General features: G+C 48.4%; 20 protein-coding genes. 11 read left to right on the top strand and 9 right to left on the bottom strand.

The annotated features are described in order from the left end of the window. The first annotated feature begins 89 nt into the window (after window positions 1–89). Entirely contained in the window at window positions 90–1,463 is a 1,374-nt protein-coding gene (locus OIK42_RS16920; protein WP_273642264.1) for a DUF4397 domain-containing protein, read from the top strand. Window positions 1,464–1,786: 323 nt separating this feature from the next. On the opposite strand, the gene OIK42_RS16925 is transcribed toward OIK42_RS16920, so the two are convergent. The 3 genes from OIK42_RS16925 to OIK42_RS16935 form a co-directional block, all read right to left on the bottom strand. Then, window positions 1,787–2,737: a transposase gene (locus tag OIK42_RS16925; RefSeq protein ID WP_273642266.1), complete on the bottom strand. Its 951-nt coding sequence runs from the start codon at window positions 2,735–2,737 to the stop codon at window positions 1,787–1,789. 247 nt (window positions 2,738–2,984) lie between these two features. Beyond that, on the bottom strand, window positions 2,985–3,839 hold the full coding sequence (locus OIK42_RS16930) for a transglutaminase family protein (protein WP_273642267.1): 855 nt from the start codon (window positions 3,837–3,839) through the stop codon (window positions 2,985–2,987). A 288-nt stretch (window positions 3,840–4,127) separates the two neighbouring features. After that, a complete protein-coding gene (locus tag OIK42_RS16935; RefSeq protein WP_273642269.1) occupies window positions 4,128–5,741 on the bottom strand; it encodes an RNA polymerase sigma factor in 1,614 nt (537 codons plus the stop codon). A gap of 213 nt (window positions 5,742–5,954) precedes the next feature. Here OIK42_RS16935 and OIK42_RS16940 point away from each other — a divergent pair, with 213 nt between their 5' ends. Further along, window positions 5,955–6,551 (top strand): CIA30 family protein, encoded by a 597-nt coding sequence (locus OIK42_RS16940; protein WP_273642270.1) that lies wholly within the window; start codon window positions 5,955–5,957, stop codon window positions 6,549–6,551. A 34-nt stretch (window positions 6,552–6,585) separates the two neighbouring features. Beyond that, entirely contained in the window at window positions 6,586–7,854 is a 1,269-nt protein-coding gene (locus OIK42_RS16945) for an acyltransferase family protein (protein ID WP_273642271.1), read from the top strand. On the opposite strand, the gene OIK42_RS16950 is transcribed toward OIK42_RS16945, so the two are convergent. Continuing rightward, window positions 7,844–8,407, bottom strand: coding sequence for a hypothetical protein (locus tag OIK42_RS16950; RefSeq protein WP_273642272.1), 564 nt, complete (start codon window positions 8,405–8,407; stop codon window positions 7,844–7,846). The genes OIK42_RS16945 and OIK42_RS16950 overlap by 11 nt on opposite strands. Window positions 8,408–8,517: 110 nt before the next feature. Here OIK42_RS16950 and OIK42_RS16955 point away from each other — a divergent pair, with 110 nt between their 5' ends. Further along, window positions 8,518–9,384, top strand: a complete 867-nt coding sequence (locus OIK42_RS16955; protein ID WP_273642273.1) for a LysR family transcriptional regulator — start codon at window positions 8,518–8,520, stop codon at window positions 9,382–9,384. A gap of 3 nt (window positions 9,385–9,387) precedes the next feature. On the opposite strand, the gene OIK42_RS16960 is transcribed toward OIK42_RS16955, so the two are convergent. Both OIK42_RS16960 and OIK42_RS16965 read right to left on the bottom strand, forming a co-directional pair. Then, window positions 9,388–10,131, bottom strand: a complete 744-nt coding sequence (locus tag OIK42_RS16960) for a sulfite exporter TauE/SafE family protein (protein ID WP_309568780.1) — start codon at window positions 10,129–10,131, stop codon at window positions 9,388–9,390. Between the two features lie 47 nt (window positions 10,132–10,178). Then, window positions 10,179–11,093: a LytR/AlgR family response regulator transcription factor gene (locus OIK42_RS16965; protein ID WP_273642274.1), complete on the bottom strand. Its 915-nt coding sequence runs from the start codon at window positions 11,091–11,093 to the stop codon at window positions 10,179–10,181. Between the two features lie 185 nt (window positions 11,094–11,278). Between OIK42_RS16965 and OIK42_RS16970 the strand changes: the two genes are divergently transcribed. Continuing rightward, on the top strand, window positions 11,279–12,487 hold the full coding sequence (locus OIK42_RS16970; RefSeq protein WP_273642275.1) for an acyltransferase family protein: 1,209 nt from the start codon (window positions 11,279–11,281) through the stop codon (window positions 12,485–12,487). Between the two features lie 344 nt (window positions 12,488–12,831). On the opposite strand, the gene OIK42_RS16975 is transcribed toward OIK42_RS16970, so the two are convergent. After that, complete coding sequence (locus OIK42_RS16975) at window positions 12,832–13,665, bottom strand: fibro-slime domain-containing protein (protein WP_273642276.1); 834 nt, start codon at window positions 13,663–13,665, stop codon at window positions 12,832–12,834. A gap of 284 nt (window positions 13,666–13,949) precedes the next feature. Here OIK42_RS16975 and OIK42_RS16980 point away from each other — a divergent pair, with 284 nt between their 5' ends. Further along, window positions 13,950–14,951 (top strand): glycoside hydrolase family 43 protein, encoded by a 1,002-nt coding sequence (locus tag OIK42_RS16980; RefSeq protein WP_273642277.1) that lies wholly within the window; start codon window positions 13,950–13,952, stop codon window positions 14,949–14,951. Between the two features lie 105 nt (window positions 14,952–15,056). Here the strand turns inward: OIK42_RS16980 and OIK42_RS16985 are convergent, their stop codons facing one another. After that, window positions 15,057–15,536: a CreA family protein gene (locus OIK42_RS16985; protein ID WP_273642278.1), complete on the bottom strand. Its 480-nt coding sequence runs from the start codon at window positions 15,534–15,536 to the stop codon at window positions 15,057–15,059. Between the two features lie 196 nt (window positions 15,537–15,732). Between OIK42_RS16985 and luxS the strand changes: the two genes are divergently transcribed. Beyond that, window positions 15,733–16,239 (top strand): S-ribosylhomocysteine lyase, encoded by a 507-nt coding sequence (gene luxS, locus OIK42_RS16990; protein WP_273642279.1) that lies wholly within the window; start codon window positions 15,733–15,735, stop codon window positions 16,237–16,239. A gap of 122 nt (window positions 16,240–16,361) precedes the next feature. Continuing rightward, entirely contained in the window at window positions 16,362–17,258 is an 897-nt protein-coding gene (locus OIK42_RS16995) for a DUF2785 domain-containing protein (RefSeq protein ID WP_273642280.1), read from the top strand. A gap of 44 nt (window positions 17,259–17,302) precedes the next feature. On the opposite strand, the gene OIK42_RS17000 is transcribed toward OIK42_RS16995, so the two are convergent. Beyond that, window positions 17,303–17,650, bottom strand: coding sequence for a putative quinol monooxygenase (locus OIK42_RS17000; protein ID WP_273642281.1), 348 nt, complete (start codon window positions 17,648–17,650; stop codon window positions 17,303–17,305). A 307-nt stretch (window positions 17,651–17,957) separates the two neighbouring features. Here OIK42_RS17000 and OIK42_RS17005 point away from each other — a divergent pair, with 307 nt between their 5' ends. The 3 genes from OIK42_RS17005 to OIK42_RS17015 all read left to right on the top strand — a co-directional run bounded on the left by OIK42_RS17005 (window position 17,958) and on the right by OIK42_RS17015 (window position 20,466). Continuing rightward, window positions 17,958–18,515, top strand: coding sequence for a YqhA family protein (locus tag OIK42_RS17005; RefSeq protein ID WP_273642282.1), 558 nt, complete (start codon window positions 17,958–17,960; stop codon window positions 18,513–18,515). A 191-nt stretch (window positions 18,516–18,706) separates the two neighbouring features. Continuing rightward, entirely contained in the window at window positions 18,707–19,495 is a 789-nt protein-coding gene (locus OIK42_RS17010; RefSeq protein ID WP_273642283.1) for a peptidylprolyl isomerase, read from the top strand. Window positions 19,496–19,734: 239 nt separating this feature from the next. After that, window positions 19,735–20,466 (top strand): hypothetical protein, encoded by a 732-nt coding sequence (locus OIK42_RS17015; protein ID WP_273642285.1) that lies wholly within the window; start codon window positions 19,735–19,737, stop codon window positions 20,464–20,466.

The raw sequence follows: 20,466 nt of genomic DNA on the forward strand, positions 1-20,466 counted from the left end.
TGTTATCCTAAAGTTGCAAGGAGGCTGATCCCTTCTTAAACAGACCGCGTAATTGTCTTTGTCACAACACAATCATGAGGATCTACCAAATGAAGAGGATCAGTTCACTCCTTGCAGCAGTAAGTTTACCATTATTTTTAACCGGTTGTCTGTTCGATAATGACGACGATGCACCAACGGTCGAACCGCCACCACCACCTGAATTTGCCAATGTCAGAGTGATTCATGCCGCATCTGACGCGCCGCTGGTAAATATTACCGCTAACGACGCAATTTTAAACGGGTTGGAATCAGTCGATTATCAGGTTGCTTCATCGCGTTTTGAAGTCGAAACAGGCACCTATGATATCGGTGTAACGGCTATATTGCCGGGTGAAAATGCCGAAGTGTTGCAAGCAGATGTCACCCTGGAAGCAGACATGAATTACGATGTATTCGCTGTGGGCAGTGTAGCAGACGATAGTTTAATGTTGCTGCCGGTAACCAGCGAAGAGACCGCCGTTGAAGCGGGCAATGCGCAGGTGCAAATTGTGCACGCAGCGTCTGATGCGCCGACGGTCGATATTTATGTGACTGCGCCGGGAGCCGCACTGGCTGATGAGCAGCCTCTGGCTACCGCGGCCTTTATGGATGCTACAGGTTTGGTACAAGTGCCAGCCGGTGACTATCAGATTAGAATTACCCCGGCAGGTAGTACCGATGTGGTGTTCGATTCGGGTACGGTAGCTCTTGCCGATGGTGCCGACTTACTGGTGGCTGCCACTAATAACGTGGGAAGCGGTGATTCACCTGTTACATTATTGGTTGCTGATGGCACCAGTGCGGTGAAGCTGTGGGATGCTGACGCAACCGCCGATATTCGCGTTGTTCATGGTATTAGTGATGCGCCTGCGGTCGATGTGATTGCCAATAATGCGGTCACTCTGGTAGATGCTCTGGCGTTTCCAGCGGCTACAGGTTATCTGTCGGTTGCTCCGGACGACTACCTGGTTGACGTGGTCGCGGATGCCGATAACAGCGTGGTTGCTATTGATGATGCGGCGATTACACTTGAAACGGGCATGAGTTACACGGCGATTGCCAACAACACACTTGCCGCGCCGGAGCTGGATCTATTAGCAGACATGCCGCGTCGAGTGGCCACCGAAGCTCGGGTCAGAATTGTGCACGCGTCTCCGGATGCGGGCAGTGTCGACATTTATGTTACAGCTGACGGTAACATCGACAGTGTCGACCCGGCGTTTGCTGGCGTTGATTATACAACCGATGCACTGGCGGAAACTGGTTATGTAGGTTTAGCTGCGGGTGAATACGTGGTCACCGTGACTGCCGCCGGAACCAAGCAGCCAGCGATTGAAACGGGGTTGCTGATGCTTGAGGCGGGTAGCCTGTACACGGCGATTGCTGTCAATGGCTCCATGGAAGCTGCGCCGCCACAACTTATTCTAATGGATGACTTTTAAGTCCTTCAGGTCACATTATTTGGAATAATTGAAACCACGGTGCAGCCAGCACCGTGGTTTTTTCTTTTTAGCAACAATGCTGAGAGCAATGTTGTGACAGTCACTTTTAACGGCTATTAATGTGCTTTGCCTGGTCTGCTCATTCCGCCTGCTCGCTTAGAGACTTATCTCGGATTTATCGCGGAACTTGCAAAGGATTAGTGGAAAACATTCAACACGACGCTAAATACTGCAGGTTTGACATCCATTAATCCTCGCTGGTTATTGTTAACGCGAGTATGGACTGCTTGCTGGTTGGGAGCTTTAGGCTGAGAATGAGTTTGCTATGCTGAACGACATCGACGATTTCTGTTGTGGATATTGCTTAATTTTTCGGTACTCACTGTGGTTTTAAATTCTGTCTCAATGCCGGATACCAGGGTATGCCAGTCAGCATCGTCTACCCCCATTCGGGTAAGAATTGGCAATGCTGAATCTGCGTTTTTGCCTAGTTTGGCAGGATGGAAATGGCGGCCTGTTAATTCGACAATTGCCAGATAGTCCTCAATACGAAACGGTAACCCATCGGGCATGTTGTGTCTTGGATTGCCAGCAAACCCAAGCAGCGAGCGTGGCTGTCGATTTGATTTCGCCGCCTCAATTCGTTTGTGAATACTGGTGTGGGCGGATGACTCCGGTGTTTTTGCTATTTGTGCGCGTACCGGATTTAAATCGACGTAAGCCATACATGCCGCCAGTGAGGCTTCATCCAACAATGCTTGAGACTTAAACCGGCCTTCCCAAAAATGTCCGGTACAGTCATCATCCTTATTTGCCTGCCTGGCAATGAATTCATTGAGCAAACGCATAAACCAACTGATATCGTATAGCCTGCGTCGGTACACTGCTGCGATAGCGTTTACGGTTTCAACTTCGGCATCGCTCATCATGTCGCATTCATCTGGTTGAATATAACGTCGACACAACAGCACGCCTTTGTAGAGCCTATGCCACCGCTTAATAACCTCATGAACCGACAAAGCATCGGCTTTTTGTTTGTTGATGCGCAACACCACGTGGGTGTGGTTGCTCATAACAGCATAGGCACACACGTCCACGCAGAACACATCAGCTAACAATAGCAAGCGGTCTTCCACCCACTGCCGGCGATGCTCGTAACTCTTGCCGGTAACGCTATCCTCACCACATAAATAGGCCCGGCGGACGCAGCGGGATATGCAATGGTAAAACGGGGTGTCTGACAGATTGATAAGGCATTTACGGGGTCTGGGCACTGTCTTGCACCTGCTTGAGTTAACGGTAAGTTTATTGTGCCGAAGTTTGAATATATTCCAACTGTCCTCAGGGATAGAGAGTGACTGTCCTAATCTTTGTTCGTATTAAGCCAACACAGAGGGATAGAGAGTGACTGTCCTAATCTTTGTTCGTATTAAGCCAACACAGAGTAAAATATCAGAGTGGCGCAATATAATATAATGTGCTCGGGAATTGGGTTGAGTTCTCATGAGCGCCAGGCCAGTATTACATTATTTCATTAACCTGCACATCCACTTCCATGGTGGTGCCCGGACTACCATAAAAGCCACCTGATATGGGAGGGGTGAGTTCTGCCCGGCGTGATACTGAGACGGCAATATGTGATGAGCCCGCGAGGTTTCCAAAGGTTGGATCAAAGCCTTTCCAGCCTGCGCCAGGAATAAATATTTCTGTCCAGGCATGGGTTGAGCCCTCCTGAATATTGTCTTCTCCGGTATGTACGTACCCACTTACAAATCGACTCGCGAAGCCAAGTTTACGTGCGGCTAACATCATTAGGTTGGCAAGATCACGACAGGAACCGGCTTGTGATGTCAGAGTGATACCCGGGGGCTGCACGCCTTCTTCTTCCCGTTTGATATAATCAAATGACTGATAAATTTTCTGGTTGAGTCGTAACAATAAGGCAAAGGTCTGGATTTGTTCAGCAGGTTGCCAAATGTCTGCCAGCCACCGTTTAAGGTCGTCTTTGTCAGTAGGACTTTGAATCTGAGTGTAGGGCGTTAGTGCAATCGCTTCCTCGGTAGTATAGGCAAACGGATAGTCAACCGCATGCTCGGCGACCAAAAAATTATGTGGTTCAATATCAAACTTCTGAATGGTAATGGTGCTGTTTATCACTAATTTTTGCGTTGCCTGGGTGAACGAGGCGACTGCAATGGTGTTCTCTTCGGCGTCGCGTTGCCAATGCAGCTCTGCTGGCGGCGTTATGATTAACTGCGATGATTCGATATGCTGATCGTGTCCTTCGCGAGGACGAAGTCGCAAGGTATGAGGCGTAAGTTCTACGGCGCCAGAAAACTGATAGGTAGTAATATGATTGATCTGCAGCCTTCTCATGATGCTAATCCTTGTCGTTTACGTCGAGTCGATGAAAATTACGCATTAACCTGAGTGTGTGCGGCTTCATGTCTTGTAAAATACGAAGCGCCAGGTCATCAATGCCAGGCAAGTAGGGTTCAACATGGAAAGCAGAGAAATTGTAAACCGCTACATCATTATGGAACCTGTAAAAGCAAGCGCGGTTAATGTTAAAGCTGGTGTTACGGGGCAGATTCACCGCTGCTGCATGTAACTCCCTGCACAACACTACTCTTAACCGGCGGGCCGTGCAACTCTAACTCTGGGTTAGCGTTCACGTTTCAGACGCTGACGAACAGCGTGCGAATGCCATGCGGCCGGCACGATGACCAGCACAGCAATCAGTGCTAATAACCAGTGATAATGCTGGGTAAAAAATGTCAGCCGGGTAATTTCAGCGGCGAGCTCTGTATTGGCCTGTTCGGCATAGGCCGGGGCGCCCAGCGCAGCCTCTTTAGCGATGGCAAATCCCCCACTTAAGGCGCTGTCCCAACCCAACGATGATAACGATGAATACGCTTTAAAACCAATTGCCGCAGCACCAAAAGCAACCAGGCCAATGGCCACTGTGCCCAGGCTTAATAATCCAAACCCGATTGCGCCAATTGTGACGATGCCAACCGATATAACCCCAACACTGATCGGTGCAATGGCCACGCAGCCCCAGGCAAATAAAAGACCCCGTGCATAGGCGCCACCTGCAATCCAGCCAAATGCGGGGCCTTCGCCGTGCTCGGGTGTGTCAAACTGAATATGGCAAAGTGGTACGCCGCAAAGTGTCAGTTTACTTTTGTATTCGCGCTGTTTAGCGCCTGGTTTATCGGCTTCACGACGAAATGCATCGGGGTAAAACAATCGCTCGCGCGCTCTTAGTACTTTTGAGCTTTCAAACATGTATTGTACTAATACAAAGTAGCTGATAATAAAAATTAGCAGCACTGTTTGCGACATGATGGTTAATAGCGCCGCATGGTCAGGGTAGGTTACTGCCAGTTGCTTTAGCAGCAGCATCGCCGCGGTGAAAATCAGTGCTGTACCGATAAACCCCACCACAATTTTTATCACCAGTTTGCGCTCATTGGCAGTTCTTGACTGAGCTAACCCAGTACGTAAACCAAAAAATGAACTGATAAATCCGGACGCGGCGGCCAGTACCGTTAGTACTGAGGCCAGTTTAAAAAATGAACCGGCTTTAGCGGCCCCGGCTCCCCATACGGCGGCTTTGGCGGGTGGTGCAATAGTACTGATCATGGTTAAAACACCGGTCGTAAAGGCAACACCTGGTTTGCTATTTTTAAGGGCGTCCTCAACCATGCCTTGCATGGCCTCCCTAAGCATTTTTCGACCGCGGGACAGTCGCTGCTTTACGGTATCTTCGGAGAGTTCAAGCTGGGCTGCGACCCGCTGCACGGATTGCTCTTCGCGGTAAAATAATACCAATGGCTCACGGTAGGTGGGTTCCATTTGGGCAAGGACTTTCCACAATAATGTTTGCTGCTGAGCAGCGATTAATCCGTCATCCAGAGCCGTTTCACTGCTTGGTGCGGTGTCGCTCAGTTCGCCACTTTCTGTTGCTGACTGTTTGGCGGTTTTGCGCCGGTAACGACTTACCTTAAAACGCAGAATGCCGCACAGCCATGCCTTTAACTTATGTGGATCGCTTAAGGTATCGAGCTTTTTCCAGGCATCCACAAAGGCCTCCTGGGCAATGTCTTCGCTGTATTTAAAATCGCCCACCGACGAATAAGCAATAGAACACAACAGGTTTTGATAACGGCTTACAATGGCGCAAAAAGCGTCACGATCGCCGCCTAACGATCGCATCACAAGGCCGGCATCGTTTTCATCTGTTATTGACGTGGGCTTACTAAATAGTTTCATAAGTATCTTTAGCTGGTGGATTTACGCCTAAGTGCCAGCCACTTAAAAAAAGGTGACACCACAGTTTAATTTATTTTTTTCACTTATGTTGTCACCTTTGATAAACCGCCGGGCACTTATAGGTTAAGCGCGCACGTTGGCCGTGTCGCAACAAACGTTCAGAGCATTGCTTAAGAACTTTATGTTAACTGCCTTACCGGAGTAAATCCTATTATGAAAACCTTTAATTATACTGTCCGTCATCTACTCAACAGCGCCGCATGTGCGATGTTACTGACTTTTACAGGCGCTGCATTGGCTGACACCTTGCCTGCAGTGGTAGACGATTTTAGCGCTGAGACCAACAACCTGGGCTTGCCCAGACAACACATGAACGACTCTGTCGCGGGTGGCAGTACAGTTAGCAACGCCAGTGTCAGTGAAGGGGTACTTTACTTAAGCGGCGACATTGCTCCACCACGTGGTCAGCCTGGCTGGGCCAGCACTGTATTACTGCTCGATGCTGCAGGCGAGCCGCAGGATGCCAGTGCCTACCAGGGGATTCGCATGCGGGTAAAAATAAACAGTGGCAATATGTCAGTCTCTGCTAACAGCACTGAAATCACAAATTTTGACTATCATGCGGCGCCCGTCGTGGTAAAACCCGATGGTGAATTTCATGTCGTGAAAATTCCGTTTGAGAAGCTGGCGCGGGCGTGGTCGGCGCCAACAGCGCTGAATACCCAGACCCTGGCCAGCCTCAGCATTACTGCATTTGAAATGCAAAAAGGCAGCTACGACTTTGCCATCGATGAAGTCGGCTTTTATTAATCAATGCCGTTGCTGAACTAAACAGGAAACCACCATGAAAACCACTACACCAATGCCGTTAACGGTATCCGATGGGATACCCGTTGCAACCTCGCTCGCTACGCGCACTGTACGACTGGATTATCTTGAAGCGGTGCGCGCCTTTGCCTTGCTTCTGGGGGTAGTGTTTCATGCCGGGTTATCCTTTATGCCGATGTTTATTGGCTGGGCTGTGATGGATATTTCAACCAGCCAATGGATCCCGCTTTTTACGTTGGTAAGTCACTCGTTCAGAATGGAATTGTTTTTTCTTGTCGCCGGCTTTTTCAGCCATATGGTGGTAACCCGTCAGGGCCTCAGGGCATTTTTAATCTCACGATTCTGGCGCATTGTCGTGCCGTTTGTGATTGGCTGGATAGTACTGCGGCCACTGCTAGTATCGGGATGGATTATGGGAGCGCAAAGCATGCGCGGAGACGCCGATGTGGGCGCAGCACTGCTAGGCGGTATTGAAAGTCTGAGTGCGCTGCCACAAGGGATATTTGTGGGTACACACCTGTGGTTTTTGTATTATTTACTGGTAATTACTGCGGGGCTGCTGATGGTGCGTTATGTGGTTAAAAAGTCCGGAGCCCCAGCCACCTGGTTATCCGGTTTAGCCGCTGCGACCGTAGCGTTTTTGTGCAGATCGAAACTTGGCATCATTGCCGCAGCTGTGCCTACCGCGTGTTGCTTATGGTTTATGCATCACTGGGGAGTGGATACCCCTGACAAATCCCTGCTGCCGCACCTACCGGTGACCTTAATTTATGCGGGCTTTTTTACCTGCGGCTGGTTAATGCAGCGTCATACCGCAATGATCGAACAATTTGCCCGCATTACCGGTTTTAAACTTGGCCTTTGCATTGTCGCGACTGCTGGCGCCGCTATCTTATCTCAATACGAAGCCCGGCCCGCGCACGAACAGTACCATTACCTGAAAGCAGCATATATGTTGTGTTATGCCGTGATGATGTGGTCACTCGTTGCGCTGATAATTGGCGCGTGTAAAAAATGGCTGAGCGGGCAGAGCGCAATTGTTCGCTACCTTGCTGATGGTGCCTATTGGCTGTACCTCATTCACCTGCCGATCGTGGTTTGGTTACAGGTTGCCTTTGCCGAGTTACCGCTGCACTGGCTAATAAAACTGTGCAGCATTAGTGGTCTCACCGTAGCCACCTCCTTTGCTTTGTACGAAGTCATGGTTCGGCGAACTGTCGTTGGCCGGGTATTAAATGGTCAACGACAAAAGGACAACCCCGGTGTGACGTTGGCTAGTCGTTAAGGGCAGTAATAGCATGACCACCTTTGTCACTGTCCCAGGTCACGGCGATGACGCACCAGCGACGACCATCGTTAAGTAGCTGAAACGTATTAATACCTTCAGAATAGGCTGGCGCATCGAGGGCATCACGGGATTCATAATGGCTAAGCACTGTTGCCATATGACCAACCTGATAAACCCTCGAGCTGACCTCCGTTTCGTAAAAATTAATGTCATTGAATATCTTTTTATTGAGCGCGGTAAACTCGTCGACGGTCAGTGCTTGTATTTGCGGTTGACCTTCTTCATCGTGAAATACCGGAATTATCTGACTAGTGGGAGCAAACAGATCAGCCATTAACTGCCAGTCCTTTGGCTCCCCGGCAGCCCCTGATACCACGTTGTAAAGGGCTGGGATGATGGATTCTAACTGCTGTGACTCAGCCGGCAGCGGATCGCCACAAAAATGCCCCGATTCCGCGTATGCGATATTTATCGAATATCCGAATACGAGTAATATAGTTGATATGTATACAATGATTTTGTAAGTGAATAAGCTGATAATCGTTTTCATAATAGCTCCAGTAATAATAATTAAAATAACAATTGGTGAAGCAATTTTCCGCTTTCTTCGGTTTTTATAAAATTGATAAGTCAGTCTTTTTACTTGAGGTAATATCAACTATGGGGCGTAAATTTACGCTTAAGCAATTAGAGTTACTGGCGTTGTTATATCGCCTGGGTAACCAGTCGGAGGTGGCAAAGTCACTGCATATCACGGTGAGTGCGGTGAGCCATCAGTTGCGCCGTATAGAAAAACTGTGCGGATTTCCGCTTACTTATAAGCAGGGTCGTCATTTGGTATTGAGCGAACAAGCCCGCCAGTTTGCCGAAGCATTGACCCACCATTTTGCTGACATTGATACCCTTGCCACGCAGTTTTTAAATCAGGCGCTGACAGCAATCAACATTGGTGTGGACAGTGCGTTAGCCATGAACCGCTTTACCCAGGCCCTGAGTTTCAGGGATATCTCCGGCACCGTCTCTGATTTACGGGTGCGTATGTTGCAATGCAATGATGATCCGGTGGCATTGGGTCTTGATATGGTGCTTGGTCAGCGCATTGTTGATCCCCGGTATCACAGCGAGTTGTTGCAAAGAGAGGAGTATATCGCGGTATGCAGCCCGGCTTACCTGGCTAAGATTGGCGGCGAAGCCGAGCATTGGACGACCCAAGCCACATTGCTCACACTGGAGGACGTTAACGAATGGGCGCTGTGGCAAATTCATGTGTATCCGGCGCTTACGATTAAACGCCAGACCTATTTTAGCCATACCATATTGTTACTCCAGGCAGTGTTGAATCATCAGGGCGTCGCCTTACTGGAAAAAGCCCTGGTGAAAGAGCAACTAGACAACGGCTTGCTGTGCAGAGTGGAGCGGAAGTCGTTAATTGTGCCCGAGCGAGGCTATTATTTGTCGGTGCGCCGGCAAATTGCCGGTCACGCATCAGTTAAACAGGAAGCGCGTTGGATTAAACACTGGTTATAAGCCCTACTGCGGCAATAACGCGGCGGCCGCAACCAGCGTCATAATGATCACCAACCAGCGATAATGCTGCTCGCTGATTTTCCTGACCAGCCAGATACCGGTGTAAACACCGGCTATAATCACAGGCAACGCCATCAGGTTAAGTTTAAAACTGTCCCAGGTAATGGTTTCCCACACAAACACATGGAAAGGCACTTTAAACAGGTTAATAACCAGAAAAAACCACGCCGCGGTGCCAATAAAGACGTTTTTGGGTAGGCGCATACTGAGTAAATACACTGCCATCACCGAGCCTGCCAGATTACCCACCATGGTGGTAAAACCGCCCAGTGTGCCGGTAGCGACAGCAAACCAGGTATAGTCAGGGACTTTGGTTTTATTGCGTTCCAGCCAAATCATCAGCGCCACGCTAACAAAAATTATGGCTGCCATGATTTGCACAAATAGTGCGTCGTCGATTTTCTCGCCCAGCCAGGTACCAAGCAACACGCCGACCACCGCGGCAGGGAAAAGCTTTATCAAAAATTGCCAGTTTGCATGGCGGTGATAATGATGGACGGCAAACACATCAGCCATAATTAACATCGGCAACATGAGCCCTGAAGACGCTTTACCACCAAACATCAGTGCCAACAGCGGTACCGACAATAACGTGGTGCCGTGGATGCCGGCTTTGGCCAAGCCCACCATAAAGCCAATGAGCAAAATTAAACTGATATCCAGCATAGAGAGGTTTTCTAGTATCACGATAATGCCTTGATTGTTGTAGTCGGTTGATTAGTAGCGCGCCGGGGTTATCCCTCTGACCAGTATTGTTTAAGCTTGTCTTTATAACGACGTGACAGGTTAACTTGCCGACCGTTGCTGAGCATTACATCGCCGTCGCCACTATTGTTATAACTGACCGACGTTATCTTGTGGCGATTAACCGCATAACTGCGGTGTACTCTTATAAAGCCTCGTTCAGCGAGGGTGTCGGTGAGCTTACTTAAGGTTGAGCGTAATGGGTAGACGCTGCCAGCCGCATGCAGGTTGACGTAATTGCCACTGGACTCCATCCATTCGATATCAGCAACGTTAACTAAAAATTCCTTGTCGAGTTTTTTGACCAGCAAATGTTCAGGGGGAGCGGATGAATGGTTATGGGATACATCATTTAAACCCGCAGCGTCTCTGTTCGGAGCGTTTTCGCCAATGAAATTAGCCTCACCTTTTATGCGGCTGTAGGCAAAGCGGCAGAGCTGAAAGAGCACCAAAAAGTTTACATAGCCAAGCAGATCCTTACGGTACTCGTAGACAAACTCCCGCAGCCAGGGGCCAAAGTTGTAGTCGCCGCCAACGCCGCTGTAGACAAGTTCGCGCATCCCTACCATTAAAACCACATGGCAAACGCTGAATACCAGTGACGCGAGCAGGTGCATGGCTAACTGTTTGCCGGGTCGGGCAAAACGCAGTGGGTAGCGACGCCAAAACCAAAACAGCGGCAGCAGGCACAGTAAGGTCGACAACGCGCTTGAATATTCCCATACAAACGGCTCCCACATGCTGAGCGAGGTTTCACCATGACGTGTTGATTCCATCCAGGTGGACGTAGCATTCACCGTATTGTTTAAAAACAAATAAAATGCAATCGCCAGCAGCGCGTAACGTTGTGGGTGGCGATCAATACGCCGGGTGATCGAGTGAATAACTGAAGTGCTGTGTGACATGCAACCCATCCTAATTTCGAAGCGCTTATCTTTGCGTTTTAAGCGCCTGATAGCAACCGTTTATCCCCCCGTTTAGCCCACGAACCTGCCGCTAGTCACTCATTGTACCCGCTTACACCTGTTGTGTGGTGTACGCCAGACTATTTTGCTCAACTGTTTTTGCACATTAACCACAAGGATTCTTCATGCACACACGACGACATGATATTGACTGGCTTCGCACGCTGGCGTTTGGACTGCTTATTTTATATCACGTGGGCATGTATTATGTTTACGAATGGGACTTTCACCTCAAAAGCGACGATCAGTACATCTGGTTGCAGGATGTTATGATCATGAGCAATCAGTGGCGCATGTCGTTGTTATTCTTTATTTCCGCTATGGCACTTGCGTTAGTCAGGCAGCGCTATTCGGGCTGGCGGCTGGCAGGTTTACGTACCAGGCGGCTGATGATCCCGTTATTGTTCGGGATGGCTGTAATCGTGCCACCCCAGCTGTATGTCGAATTGATATACGGGATAGGTTATGAAGGCAGCTATAGCGCCTTTATGCGCGAATACTTTAATCTGGATACGTCGCTGGCGCCGCATAAGCAGTCTGCCATCGGCTTGCTCACCTGGAATCACCTGTGGTTTTTACCCTACCTGTGGCTCTATTCTCTATTCGCGTTGCTCGCGTCAACCTGGCTTAGCCTTGTTGCCAAATGGCTTAATAAACTGCCCGCTACACTGCTGATGGTAGTGTTAGTGAGTGTTATGGCCGGTATATGGTTCGCCTTGCGTAACGATTATCCGTCTACCCACGCACTGATTGGCGACTGGTATAACCATGGCAAGTATTTACTCGCTTTCGTGGCCGGCTATCTGCTTGCCAGTATGCCTGCAATATGGGAAAAGGTTATACGTCACCGACGCTGGTTTGTCGCGTTTTCGGTAGTGGGTTACAGCTTAATTGTCCTCGACCGGCACGGCTATCTCGCCCTCGATGAGGCAACGTATCAACTCTGGTATGTACGTTATTTTATCGGCATTTTATTAGCCTTAAATTTATGGGGATGGATCTTAATGCTGGTGGGCTATGCCGGTCGCTACTTACGGTCTGGCAGTACATTATTGAGCTACTTCAACCGGGCTATTTTGCCCTACTATATTTTTCACCAGACATTGATTATTTTACTGGCCGTGGCTCTCATGCCGCTTAAGCTGCATGCTGGTATTGAAGCGCTGCTGATCATTGTACTGACCTGCGTTGGCTGTGCGCTGGGTTATGAAGTGATTAAACGAATTCCAATCGTGAGTGGCTTATTTGGACTCAGTTTTTGGCCGCGGCGAAAACCGACCAAGAACGCTGCAGAGTGCAAACATCAGCCATTAACCGATTCGGTGGCTAAATAGTTTATAACCTCGTGTTGTAGCCTTAAGGTGGGATAGGGCAAAGAAGACATTTGCCTGGAGATATCGATGTACCATGTCACTCCCCTGGAGTAGTATTTTGGTATGTATCTGTTAGGCAGAATAATTCACCAAAAATAACCTGGAGCAAGGAAGCTCTTGTTAGCCCGGTAACGGGCTACCTAACGCAAACAACCATTTGCACATGTTGTTTCCGGAAGTCGTCATTATAAGCCAAAATGAAGGTATAGCCTTTGGAGCACATACAGGGAAAAGGTATCTCCCTGCAAATCAATGGAAGTGATCGTCCGGCAGTGCCACCTGGCCTCACCACCGGACGATTACTATTATGCGGTATTACGCTTTTTACGGGCGACAAACAATCCGCCTAAACCGGCGAAGAAAAGTGCAAACAAGCTTGGCTCACTCACCGGATCAGCACTTACCAATTGTGCTGCTGTGGTAAAGCTGAATGTTGAACCTGTGGTCTGACGTTCCGCCTGGAAAATATCCAGCGTATAGTCCTCACCAATAGTAAGACCAAGACTATCAATATCTACGTCGCCGTTAGCGGTGCCGTGGATACCACCAAGGTCGATCACTAACTCACCATTGATGAATACCCACACATCGTCATCACCGCTGAAGAAAAAGTCGCTGCCAGCATCAAAACCAGTGTAGGTAAAAAGGGTGCGGATCTCAGTGGTAAAGTGATAATTATTGCCGAAGCCTTGGTCACCAAAACCTTCTGAACTGCTGAGTGGAAAGTATTGGTTATTCGAGTAGGTATAAATACCTGAGCCTGTGCTCGTTTCTGTGGCAGTAATACTTTTGGTAAATGTGTAATTTACGCCGCTGACGTCGTTGTACCATTGATCGAAATTTGCTTGTGTGGACATTGTGGTGCCACCCACGTAGACAGGCTTGCCATCAGCACCCAGCGTGTCTGCCACGAGCCCGGTAACTAATCCTGATCCATTCGCGCCGTTATTTTCAAAATCAGGGTGGGCTGATGAGAAATCGCGAATTGTCGCCTGGAAAGTAATGAATGCTGCATTTGCTGAGCTTGCGCTCGCTGCCAGCAAAATAGTTGCTGCGACTGCCTTGGTGGTAAGGTTTTTCATCGTTGCCTCAAAAAATAAATGGAATCTTTTGTCAGGATTAAGCATTTTTTGGGCCATTACTTATTCTTTTTGTTTTTATATCTTTTAAAACAATTATTTATGGCTTTCTCTATTTGCAGTTGTCGAGGTGTACCGTTTCCTTTTGTAAATAAAACTGACATTACGCAGAGGCGCATCGCATATAGTACTCTTCAAGCTGAACGTCGGGCAGGGCGGCAAAGCGGTGCGATGGCGCATTAAAACCTTGGCATCCAGCGTGAAAAAAATGTTATCTTTGCGTCCTAAATCAATTTGTAATACAAATGACGACAATTAATTCAGAGCAATAATCAGGTTAAAAGATGACAGTGAAAACCAATAAGCCACTAGTAGAACAACGCGCCGACCCTTTTGTTCATAAACACAGCGATGGTTATTATTATTTTACCGGCTCAGTGCCGACCTACGACCGCATCGAATTAAGAAAGGCAACAACCCTGGAAGGTCTTAAGGATGCCGAAACCTTCGACATCTGGTTTAAGCACGACAGCGGGCCAATGAGCCGTCATATCTGGGCACCGGAAATTCACTATCTTGATGGCAAGTGGTACATCTATTTTGCTGCCAGTGAGGAAGAGGATATTTGGGCGCTACGCCCTTATGTACTGGAATGTAAAGGCCAGGATCCCCTTAACGACGAGTGGGTTGAGCTTGGCATGATGCAGGCTGCAGAGGGGGATGATAAATCCTTCACCGATTTTTCTCTGGATGCCACCATTTTTGAAAATAACGGTAAACGGTATTTCTGTTGGGCTGAGAAAACCGGTGGCCAGTTTGCTGCGTCTAACTTGTATCTCGCTGAAATGGAATCGCCCATCAAGCTTAAAACCGTGCAGTTTATGTTAACCACGCCAGATTATGACTGGGAGCGGGTGGATTTTTGGGTTAACGAAGGACCTGCCGTGATTAAACACAACGGCAAAATCTTTATTGCGTTTTCGGCCAGTGCCACCGGTGCCTGCTATTGCATGGGCTACATGGAAGCCGATGAAAACGCAGATTTACTGGATCGTAACTCGTGGACCAAAACCCGTCATCCGGTACTTGAAACCGACTACGATAAAAAGATCTTCGGGCCCGGACACAACTGCTTCACGGTCGCTGAAGACGGTGAAACCCCGCTGTGTGTGTATCATGCTCGTGACTATGAAAATGCCGTGGGCGAACCATCGGTTGTACCTAAAACCGATACCCGCCCGCTGGAGGAAATCGTTAAGGATCCACTTTACGATCCAAATCGTCATGCGCGCGTGATGGAAGTAAAATTCGATGCCGACGGCAAACCCGTCTTTGAACTGTATTAATACCCCTTAGCACTGCCTGCGGCTGGCCGGATGGGCAGCCGCAGCGCACATCCACAAGAAAACGCAGCGTCGTCTCTGCACGCTGCTTAAACCCCTGGCGCCATGCTAGTCAGGCTGACTTGCAACGGCCGCATCGACATAGGCCTTGGTTCCCCACAGTGGTACGGTCGACAAGCTGTGCTTAAAACTGCCCGACGTTTCTTTCGTGGAGTAGGATAAGTACATCAGGGTTTGGCTGGACGGATCGAAAATGCGACGGATCTTCATATTCTTAAACAATACGCTTTTGGATTTAGAAAACACCACATCACCAGACTTTGACTTGTCTATGGCCGCAATCATGGCCGGGGTGATCTCGCCGGTCTGACGACAAGCAATTGAGCTGTCGGAAGGATCAGCCAGGCTTAGGTTGGCCTCGATGCTGGCGACATGGCAGGTTACTCCGGTCACCACCGGATCGGTAAACGTATCAATCTTTACGTCTTTGGTGGTAAACAAACCTAATGACACGTCTGCCACTTCATTGCGGCCACAGGCGCTAAGTAACAGTGCGCAGCTGGTAAGTAAAAGAAGTTGTTTTTTCATCGGTGAACCTGTTAACGGAATATACTGCAGTACAGACTACACCGTGTGGTGCATGCTTACCATGATGAGTGTATTTCAGCGATAGGTTATCGCCGACAGTTAATGTACAATGACGTTAATGAATCTGATTTGGTCTGCGTTACGTTAAACACTGTGTTAAGTAATGATGAAGGCCCAACAATGAAGGAATTTAATCATGCCATTACTCGATAGCTTTCGCGTTGATCATACCCGTATGCATGCTCCGGCCGTGCGCGTTGCAAAAAAAATGACGACCCCCAATGGCGATCCGATTACCGTCTATGACCTGCGCTTTTGTGTGCCCAATGAAGAAGCCTTGTCGGAAAAGGGCATTCATACCCTTGAGCATCTGTTCGCTGGCTTTATGCGCGAGCACTTAAATGCCAACGACGTAGAGATTATCGATATTTCCCCTATGGGTTGTCGTACCGGGTTTTATATGAGCCTGATTGGCACACCGGAAGAAGAGCGGGTGGCTAAAGCCTGGCTGGCAGCCATGAATGACGTACTAAAGGTACAAACGGAGTCGGATATTCCGGAATTAAACGAATATCAGTGCGGCACATACAAAATGCACTCTCTCAAAGAAGCCCAGGAAATTGCCCAAAACGTGTTAAACCGTAAAGTCGGCATTAACAGTAATGACGAGCTTTACTTAAGCGATGAGTTTTTAGAGCAATAGTTCTACCGGTAATATTTTGAAACCAAAAGCCCTGGCAAACCGCCGGGGCTTTTGCGTAATATGGACTGACTTTTTTGGCAAACGATAACGGTTTGCACGGTAAATACAAGGATAGAACTTTCATGTCTGTTTTGATGGGGGCGGCGTTATTGTCATTGTCCGCACTGGCAACCGATGCGCCAAAATGTACCGATGATTCAGTAGTCTTAAGCCAGTGGCAGACCTACAGGGCTGAGGAGTTTAGTGCAGTAGCAAACAATGATGGCCTGCTGGAACAACTGTATGCCTGTTTGGCAGACCCGGATCCCCGGTTACGTGACGGTATTGGCTATGAAGGCGTGATGGCGCTGTTTAGAAATTCACAGCTTGGCAAGGCGCAGCAACTGGCATTTTTTGAGCGCCTGACAACCGATCTGACTACTCTTACCAACGATGAACACGGTGTATTTTTACCTTTTGTGGTGTTGGCCTACAGCGAAGTGGTGCGTGCTGACCGAATAGTGTCGTACCTTAGCGAGTCCCAGCGCCAACGGGCATTGAATGCCATTGCCGGTTATATCACGCAGATGCAGGACTATCGCGGTTTTGATGCGGATACTGGCTGGCGACACGGTGTCGCCCACAGCGCCGATGTGCTGCTTCAGCTAGCCCTGAATCCGCAGCTTAGCGGTGCGCAACATGAGCAGATTGGCCAGATAATCGGCCAGGCACTGCAGCCAAATATACGCCAACACTTTTATATTTATGATGAACCGGGCAGGCTTGCCCGCGCCTTTGCCTATAATTTGTTAAGCCCAAAGGTGAACATTGAAACCTGGCAACAGTGGCTGGCGCAGCACAGCAGCGCTTATGGCTACCCCGGTTGGCAGGCAGTGTTTCAATCGCAAGACGGACTGGCGCAACGGCACAATAAAAAAGCGTTTTTCCAGGCGCTTTATGCCACCATTGCAGCAAGTGAGCAGGAAAGGCTGGTTGCGCTACTGCCGAGCCTGCAAGCAGCGCTTAAACGCATACCTTAGCCGCCACTGCCAGCGCCGGAAAGTAGTAAGCACTTCGCCCCGGGTTATAGCACTGGCGCGTCAAAATCTTCGGGTTCATCGGTATAAATACACACGTTCCAATCGGCGGCCAGGCCATCGTCTGCCTGACAATAAGTGGCAAAAAACTCAACAATTTCCTGGCGCTGACAATGGGCTTCAAAACTTGCCATATCAGCCCAGATTTCGTTAAACGCAATAGGAAAGCTCTTGCCCTCGGCGAACGGGCTGGTGAGGTGTCGGGTAACGATATACTGAAGACAGCCGTCTTCACGCAAGGTATTGGGCTCCAGGCCTTGCAATACCTTAAATAACGCTTTCTCTTTGCCCGGTTTAGGCAGAAACTGGGCGATACAATAGACTTTCTTCGACATAATGATTCCTTACTATTAACAGCCATGCATAGTAGAGGATGTCAGCCAATTTGTAACCTGTGAGCGCACGACAATAAGTGAAACTCTGTGTCAGTACCGTAAAGAGGCTGTCTCAGTTACTGGCAAATTCCTTAACAGAGGCCGGCAATACAACAGAGCGGTAGAGTGTTTATTTCTGCGAGTCCTGATGTTGTCGAATATCACCGGTAACCCAGAGCGACTCCGCTATATCAAAAACATAATGCTGTTATGATCGGCGCACACTATTGTACAACTTATTGCTCAACGATTTTTTTGGACGTGTTTAATGCAAGAGCCGAACGATAAAAAATTCCCCGCGTTTAAATACGAAAAACAGTTTGAACGCTTCTTATGGCGATCGAGACTGTTGGTATTGCTTGCGGTTGTTCCGAGCCTTGCCGGCGCCCTGGTATTATTGCTGGTTGGCACCGCCGACATCATTGGTGTCGTTGTTGCAGTGGGGCAGTATTACCTATTGGGTATGGGAACGAATATTCACGACTCGATCGTGCCTGACATCATCATGGCGGTTGATATTTATCTTATTGCGGTGGTGCTGCTGATATTTGGCACCGGTATTTACCGGCTGTTTGTGTCGCCAATTGACGAGGCTGAAAATTACCATCAGGCCCATCCTTTCAATGTTAACTCCTTCGATGAGCTTAAAGACAAGATAGCCCGGGTGGTGATCCTGGCGGTTATCATTGAATTTTTCAGAGCTGTTGTCGATATTCGCTTCCAAACGCCCTTAGACGCTATATTTCTTGCCGTATCGATTATGGCACTGGCGCTTGGCCTTTATTTAATGGCCAGAGCGCATGTGAAAGGCGATAGTCACCACTAGGCAAAATACCCGCGATAGGAAAAGTAACTGAGCAATAAAGGGCCCCTAAAAAGACCTTTCCGACTAACCCGTTATGCTGAAATTTACCACCTGTGGTGGGTTAATTACAAATTGATACAGAATTACTTTATCGCCGTGATAGGCTTTCGTTAATTAACGGTTTAGCAGATTATGAGGATAATCGTCACATTATGATAAAAACAATACTCACCATTAGTACTGCCGCACTGATGAGTTTTCACGCCGCCGCAACAGTTGTCGAAATTCGCACTAATATGGGCAACATTAGCGTCAATCTTTTCGATCAGGACACCCCTGAGACAGTCGAGAATTTTCTTGAATACGTTAATTCAGGCGCGTACGCCAATAATGTGATTCACCGTCTGGAGCCAGGTTTTGTCGTTCAGGGGGGCGGATTTACCTACAACAACGTATTGCCCCTGGACAATGTTGCAACCGGCACGCCGGTGACCAACGAGCCGGAATTGTCCAATGTGCGTGGCACGATCGCAATGGCTAAGCTGGCCAACGATCCGAACAGCGCCACCTCACAATGGTTTATCAACCTGGATGACAACAGTCAGAATTTAGATGTGCAAAATGGTGGTTTTACCGTGTTTGGTCAGGTTATCGATGACGGAATGACTATTGTTGATGAAATCAGTGAACTACCCAGGTTTAACCTTGGCGGTGCAGCGAGCTCGATCCCGCTGATTGATTATACCGCTGCGGATGCATCTAACGGTGTTGAACCTGACGAAAATAATTTTGTATTGATTACGGATATCGTCGTCACTGATGCCGCCGCTGAAACCAATCCTGATTTAAACCCGGTACCTAACACGCTGATCGACAGCAGTGGCGGTGGCGATCCAACGCCGCCTTCAAGCGGCGGTTCGTCAGGGGGATCGCTTAATCCACTTGCGTTACTGTTTGTCGCCTTATCAGTAGTGGCGTTCAGACGCCGGGTAAAAGCATAAACCTTTAGCTTTACGTTTACAGTAATCAGCCTCAAAGCCTGCCCATATGTGCTTTGAGGCTTTTCATCACAAGCCTCTCCCTACCTTCATTTTAAGTATCATGTGTTGCGTTAGCTTTACACAGCCCTCGGACGAGCAGTCTAAGCCGTCGATAGATAAATGAACTACACTAGGTGTATTGTCTATCAGGGTATATAAATAAATGCCTTGGTTTTGTTTGTTGGGAATTACACGGTCACATGCTCTCAAACCGGTTTGTTAAATGGTTGAGTAAACTCTCCTTTATTACGTCAGCAGCGCTGGCCACAACTTTCGTCGCGCCAGCATTTTGTGTTGAGCAGCCGCTTTCTTCCGCTCCTCAGCAATACAAAAAGCCTGACTCAGTGCTGCTAACCTATGCAGAGCATCCGCAAATTGAAACTTATAAAACGTTGCTCAGTGATGTATACAACGAGATGGGAATAGCCGTGCATTTTCAGCCTGTGCCGGCTGGGCGTGGATTATTATTAGTCGACAGCGGGTCTGTCGACGGCGATGTTGCCCGGGTGAGTGTGAATGCCAGGTCATTAAAAAATTCGATGGTTGTGCAGCCCTCTTTGTTAAAATGCGATCTGGTACTGGTTTGTACCAAAGGGGTGGCATGTAACCAGGATGTGTTAAAACAAAGATGGGCGGTGGTATTGTCAAACCTGGGTAATAATAAGCTGTTGGAAGAGTATGATATCGACGCGCGGGTAATTCTCAATGAACAAGTCTCTGGTACCATTGAGATGTTTAATAGTAAAAGAGTGTCGTATTTGTTTTATATACAGCCTGTCGGTATTCCCTTAAGTGACACTTTCGTTGATTTTAATTCACTTAAATTGCGGGAAGTTAGCGTAAATCATATTATTAGTGATAAACATGCTGCATTGTTACCTGAATTAGAGCGTGTGTTAGCAAAACGATTAGCTGAGACTGGCCACGATTAG

It is taken from the genome of Alteromonas gilva (assembly GCF_028595265.1).
Lineage (GTDB): Bacteria > Pseudomonadota > Gammaproteobacteria > Enterobacterales > Alteromonadaceae > Alteromonas > Alteromonas gilva.

What these genes read in the sequence shown, in the direction of transcription:
- OIK42_RS16930 (WP_273642267.1), bottom strand. Translation starts at nt 3,839, where the DNA reads ATGAGAAGGCTGCAGATCAATCATATTACTACCTATCAGTTTTCTGGC.
- OIK42_RS16920 (WP_273642264.1), top strand. Translation starts at nt 90, where the DNA reads ATGAAGAGGATCAGTTCACTCCTTGCAGCAGTAAGTTTACCATTATTT.
- OIK42_RS17000 (WP_273642281.1), bottom strand. Translation starts at nt 17,650, where the DNA reads ATGTCGAAGAAAGTCTATTGTATCGCCCAGTTTCTGCCTAAACCGGGC.
- OIK42_RS17015 (WP_273642285.1), top strand. Translation starts at nt 19,735, where the DNA reads ATGCTCTCAAACCGGTTTGTTAAATGGTTGAGTAAACTCTCCTTTATT.
- OIK42_RS16970 (WP_273642275.1), top strand. Translation starts at nt 11,279, where the DNA reads ATGCACACACGACGACATGATATTGACTGGCTTCGCACGCTGGCGTTT.
- OIK42_RS16995 (WP_273642280.1), top strand. Translation starts at nt 16,362, where the DNA reads ATGTCTGTTTTGATGGGGGCGGCGTTATTGTCATTGTCCGCACTGGCA.
- OIK42_RS16945 (WP_273642271.1), top strand. Translation starts at nt 6,586, where the DNA reads ATGAAAACCACTACACCAATGCCGTTAACGGTATCCGATGGGATACCC.
- OIK42_RS17010 (WP_273642283.1), top strand. Translation starts at nt 18,707, where the DNA reads ATGATAAAAACAATACTCACCATTAGTACTGCCGCACTGATGAGTTTT.
- luxS (WP_273642279.1), top strand. Translation starts at nt 15,733, where the DNA reads ATGCCATTACTCGATAGCTTTCGCGTTGATCATACCCGTATGCATGCT.
- OIK42_RS16985 (WP_273642278.1), bottom strand. Translation starts at nt 15,536, where the DNA reads ATGAAAAAACAACTTCTTTTACTTACCAGCTGCGCACTGTTACTTAGC.
- OIK42_RS16950 (WP_273642272.1), bottom strand. Translation starts at nt 8,407, where the DNA reads ATGAAAACGATTATCAGCTTATTCACTTACAAAATCATTGTATACATA.
- OIK42_RS16955 (WP_273642273.1), top strand. Translation starts at nt 8,518, where the DNA reads ATGGGGCGTAAATTTACGCTTAAGCAATTAGAGTTACTGGCGTTGTTA.
- OIK42_RS17005 (WP_273642282.1), top strand. Translation starts at nt 17,958, where the DNA reads ATGCAAGAGCCGAACGATAAAAAATTCCCCGCGTTTAAATACGAAAAA.
- OIK42_RS16940 (WP_273642270.1), top strand. Translation starts at nt 5,955, where the DNA reads ATGAAAACCTTTAATTATACTGTCCGTCATCTACTCAACAGCGCCGCA.
- OIK42_RS16935 (WP_273642269.1), bottom strand. Translation starts at nt 5,741, where the DNA reads ATGAAACTATTTAGTAAGCCCACGTCAATAACAGATGAAAACGATGCC.
- OIK42_RS16980 (WP_273642277.1), top strand. Translation starts at nt 13,950, where the DNA reads ATGACAGTGAAAACCAATAAGCCACTAGTAGAACAACGCGCCGACCCT.
- OIK42_RS16965 (WP_273642274.1), bottom strand. Translation starts at nt 11,093, where the DNA reads ATGTCACACAGCACTTCAGTTATTCACTCGATCACCCGGCGTATTGAT.
- OIK42_RS16975 (WP_273642276.1), bottom strand. Translation starts at nt 13,665, where the DNA reads ATGGCCCAAAAAATGCTTAATCCTGACAAAAGATTCCATTTATTTTTT.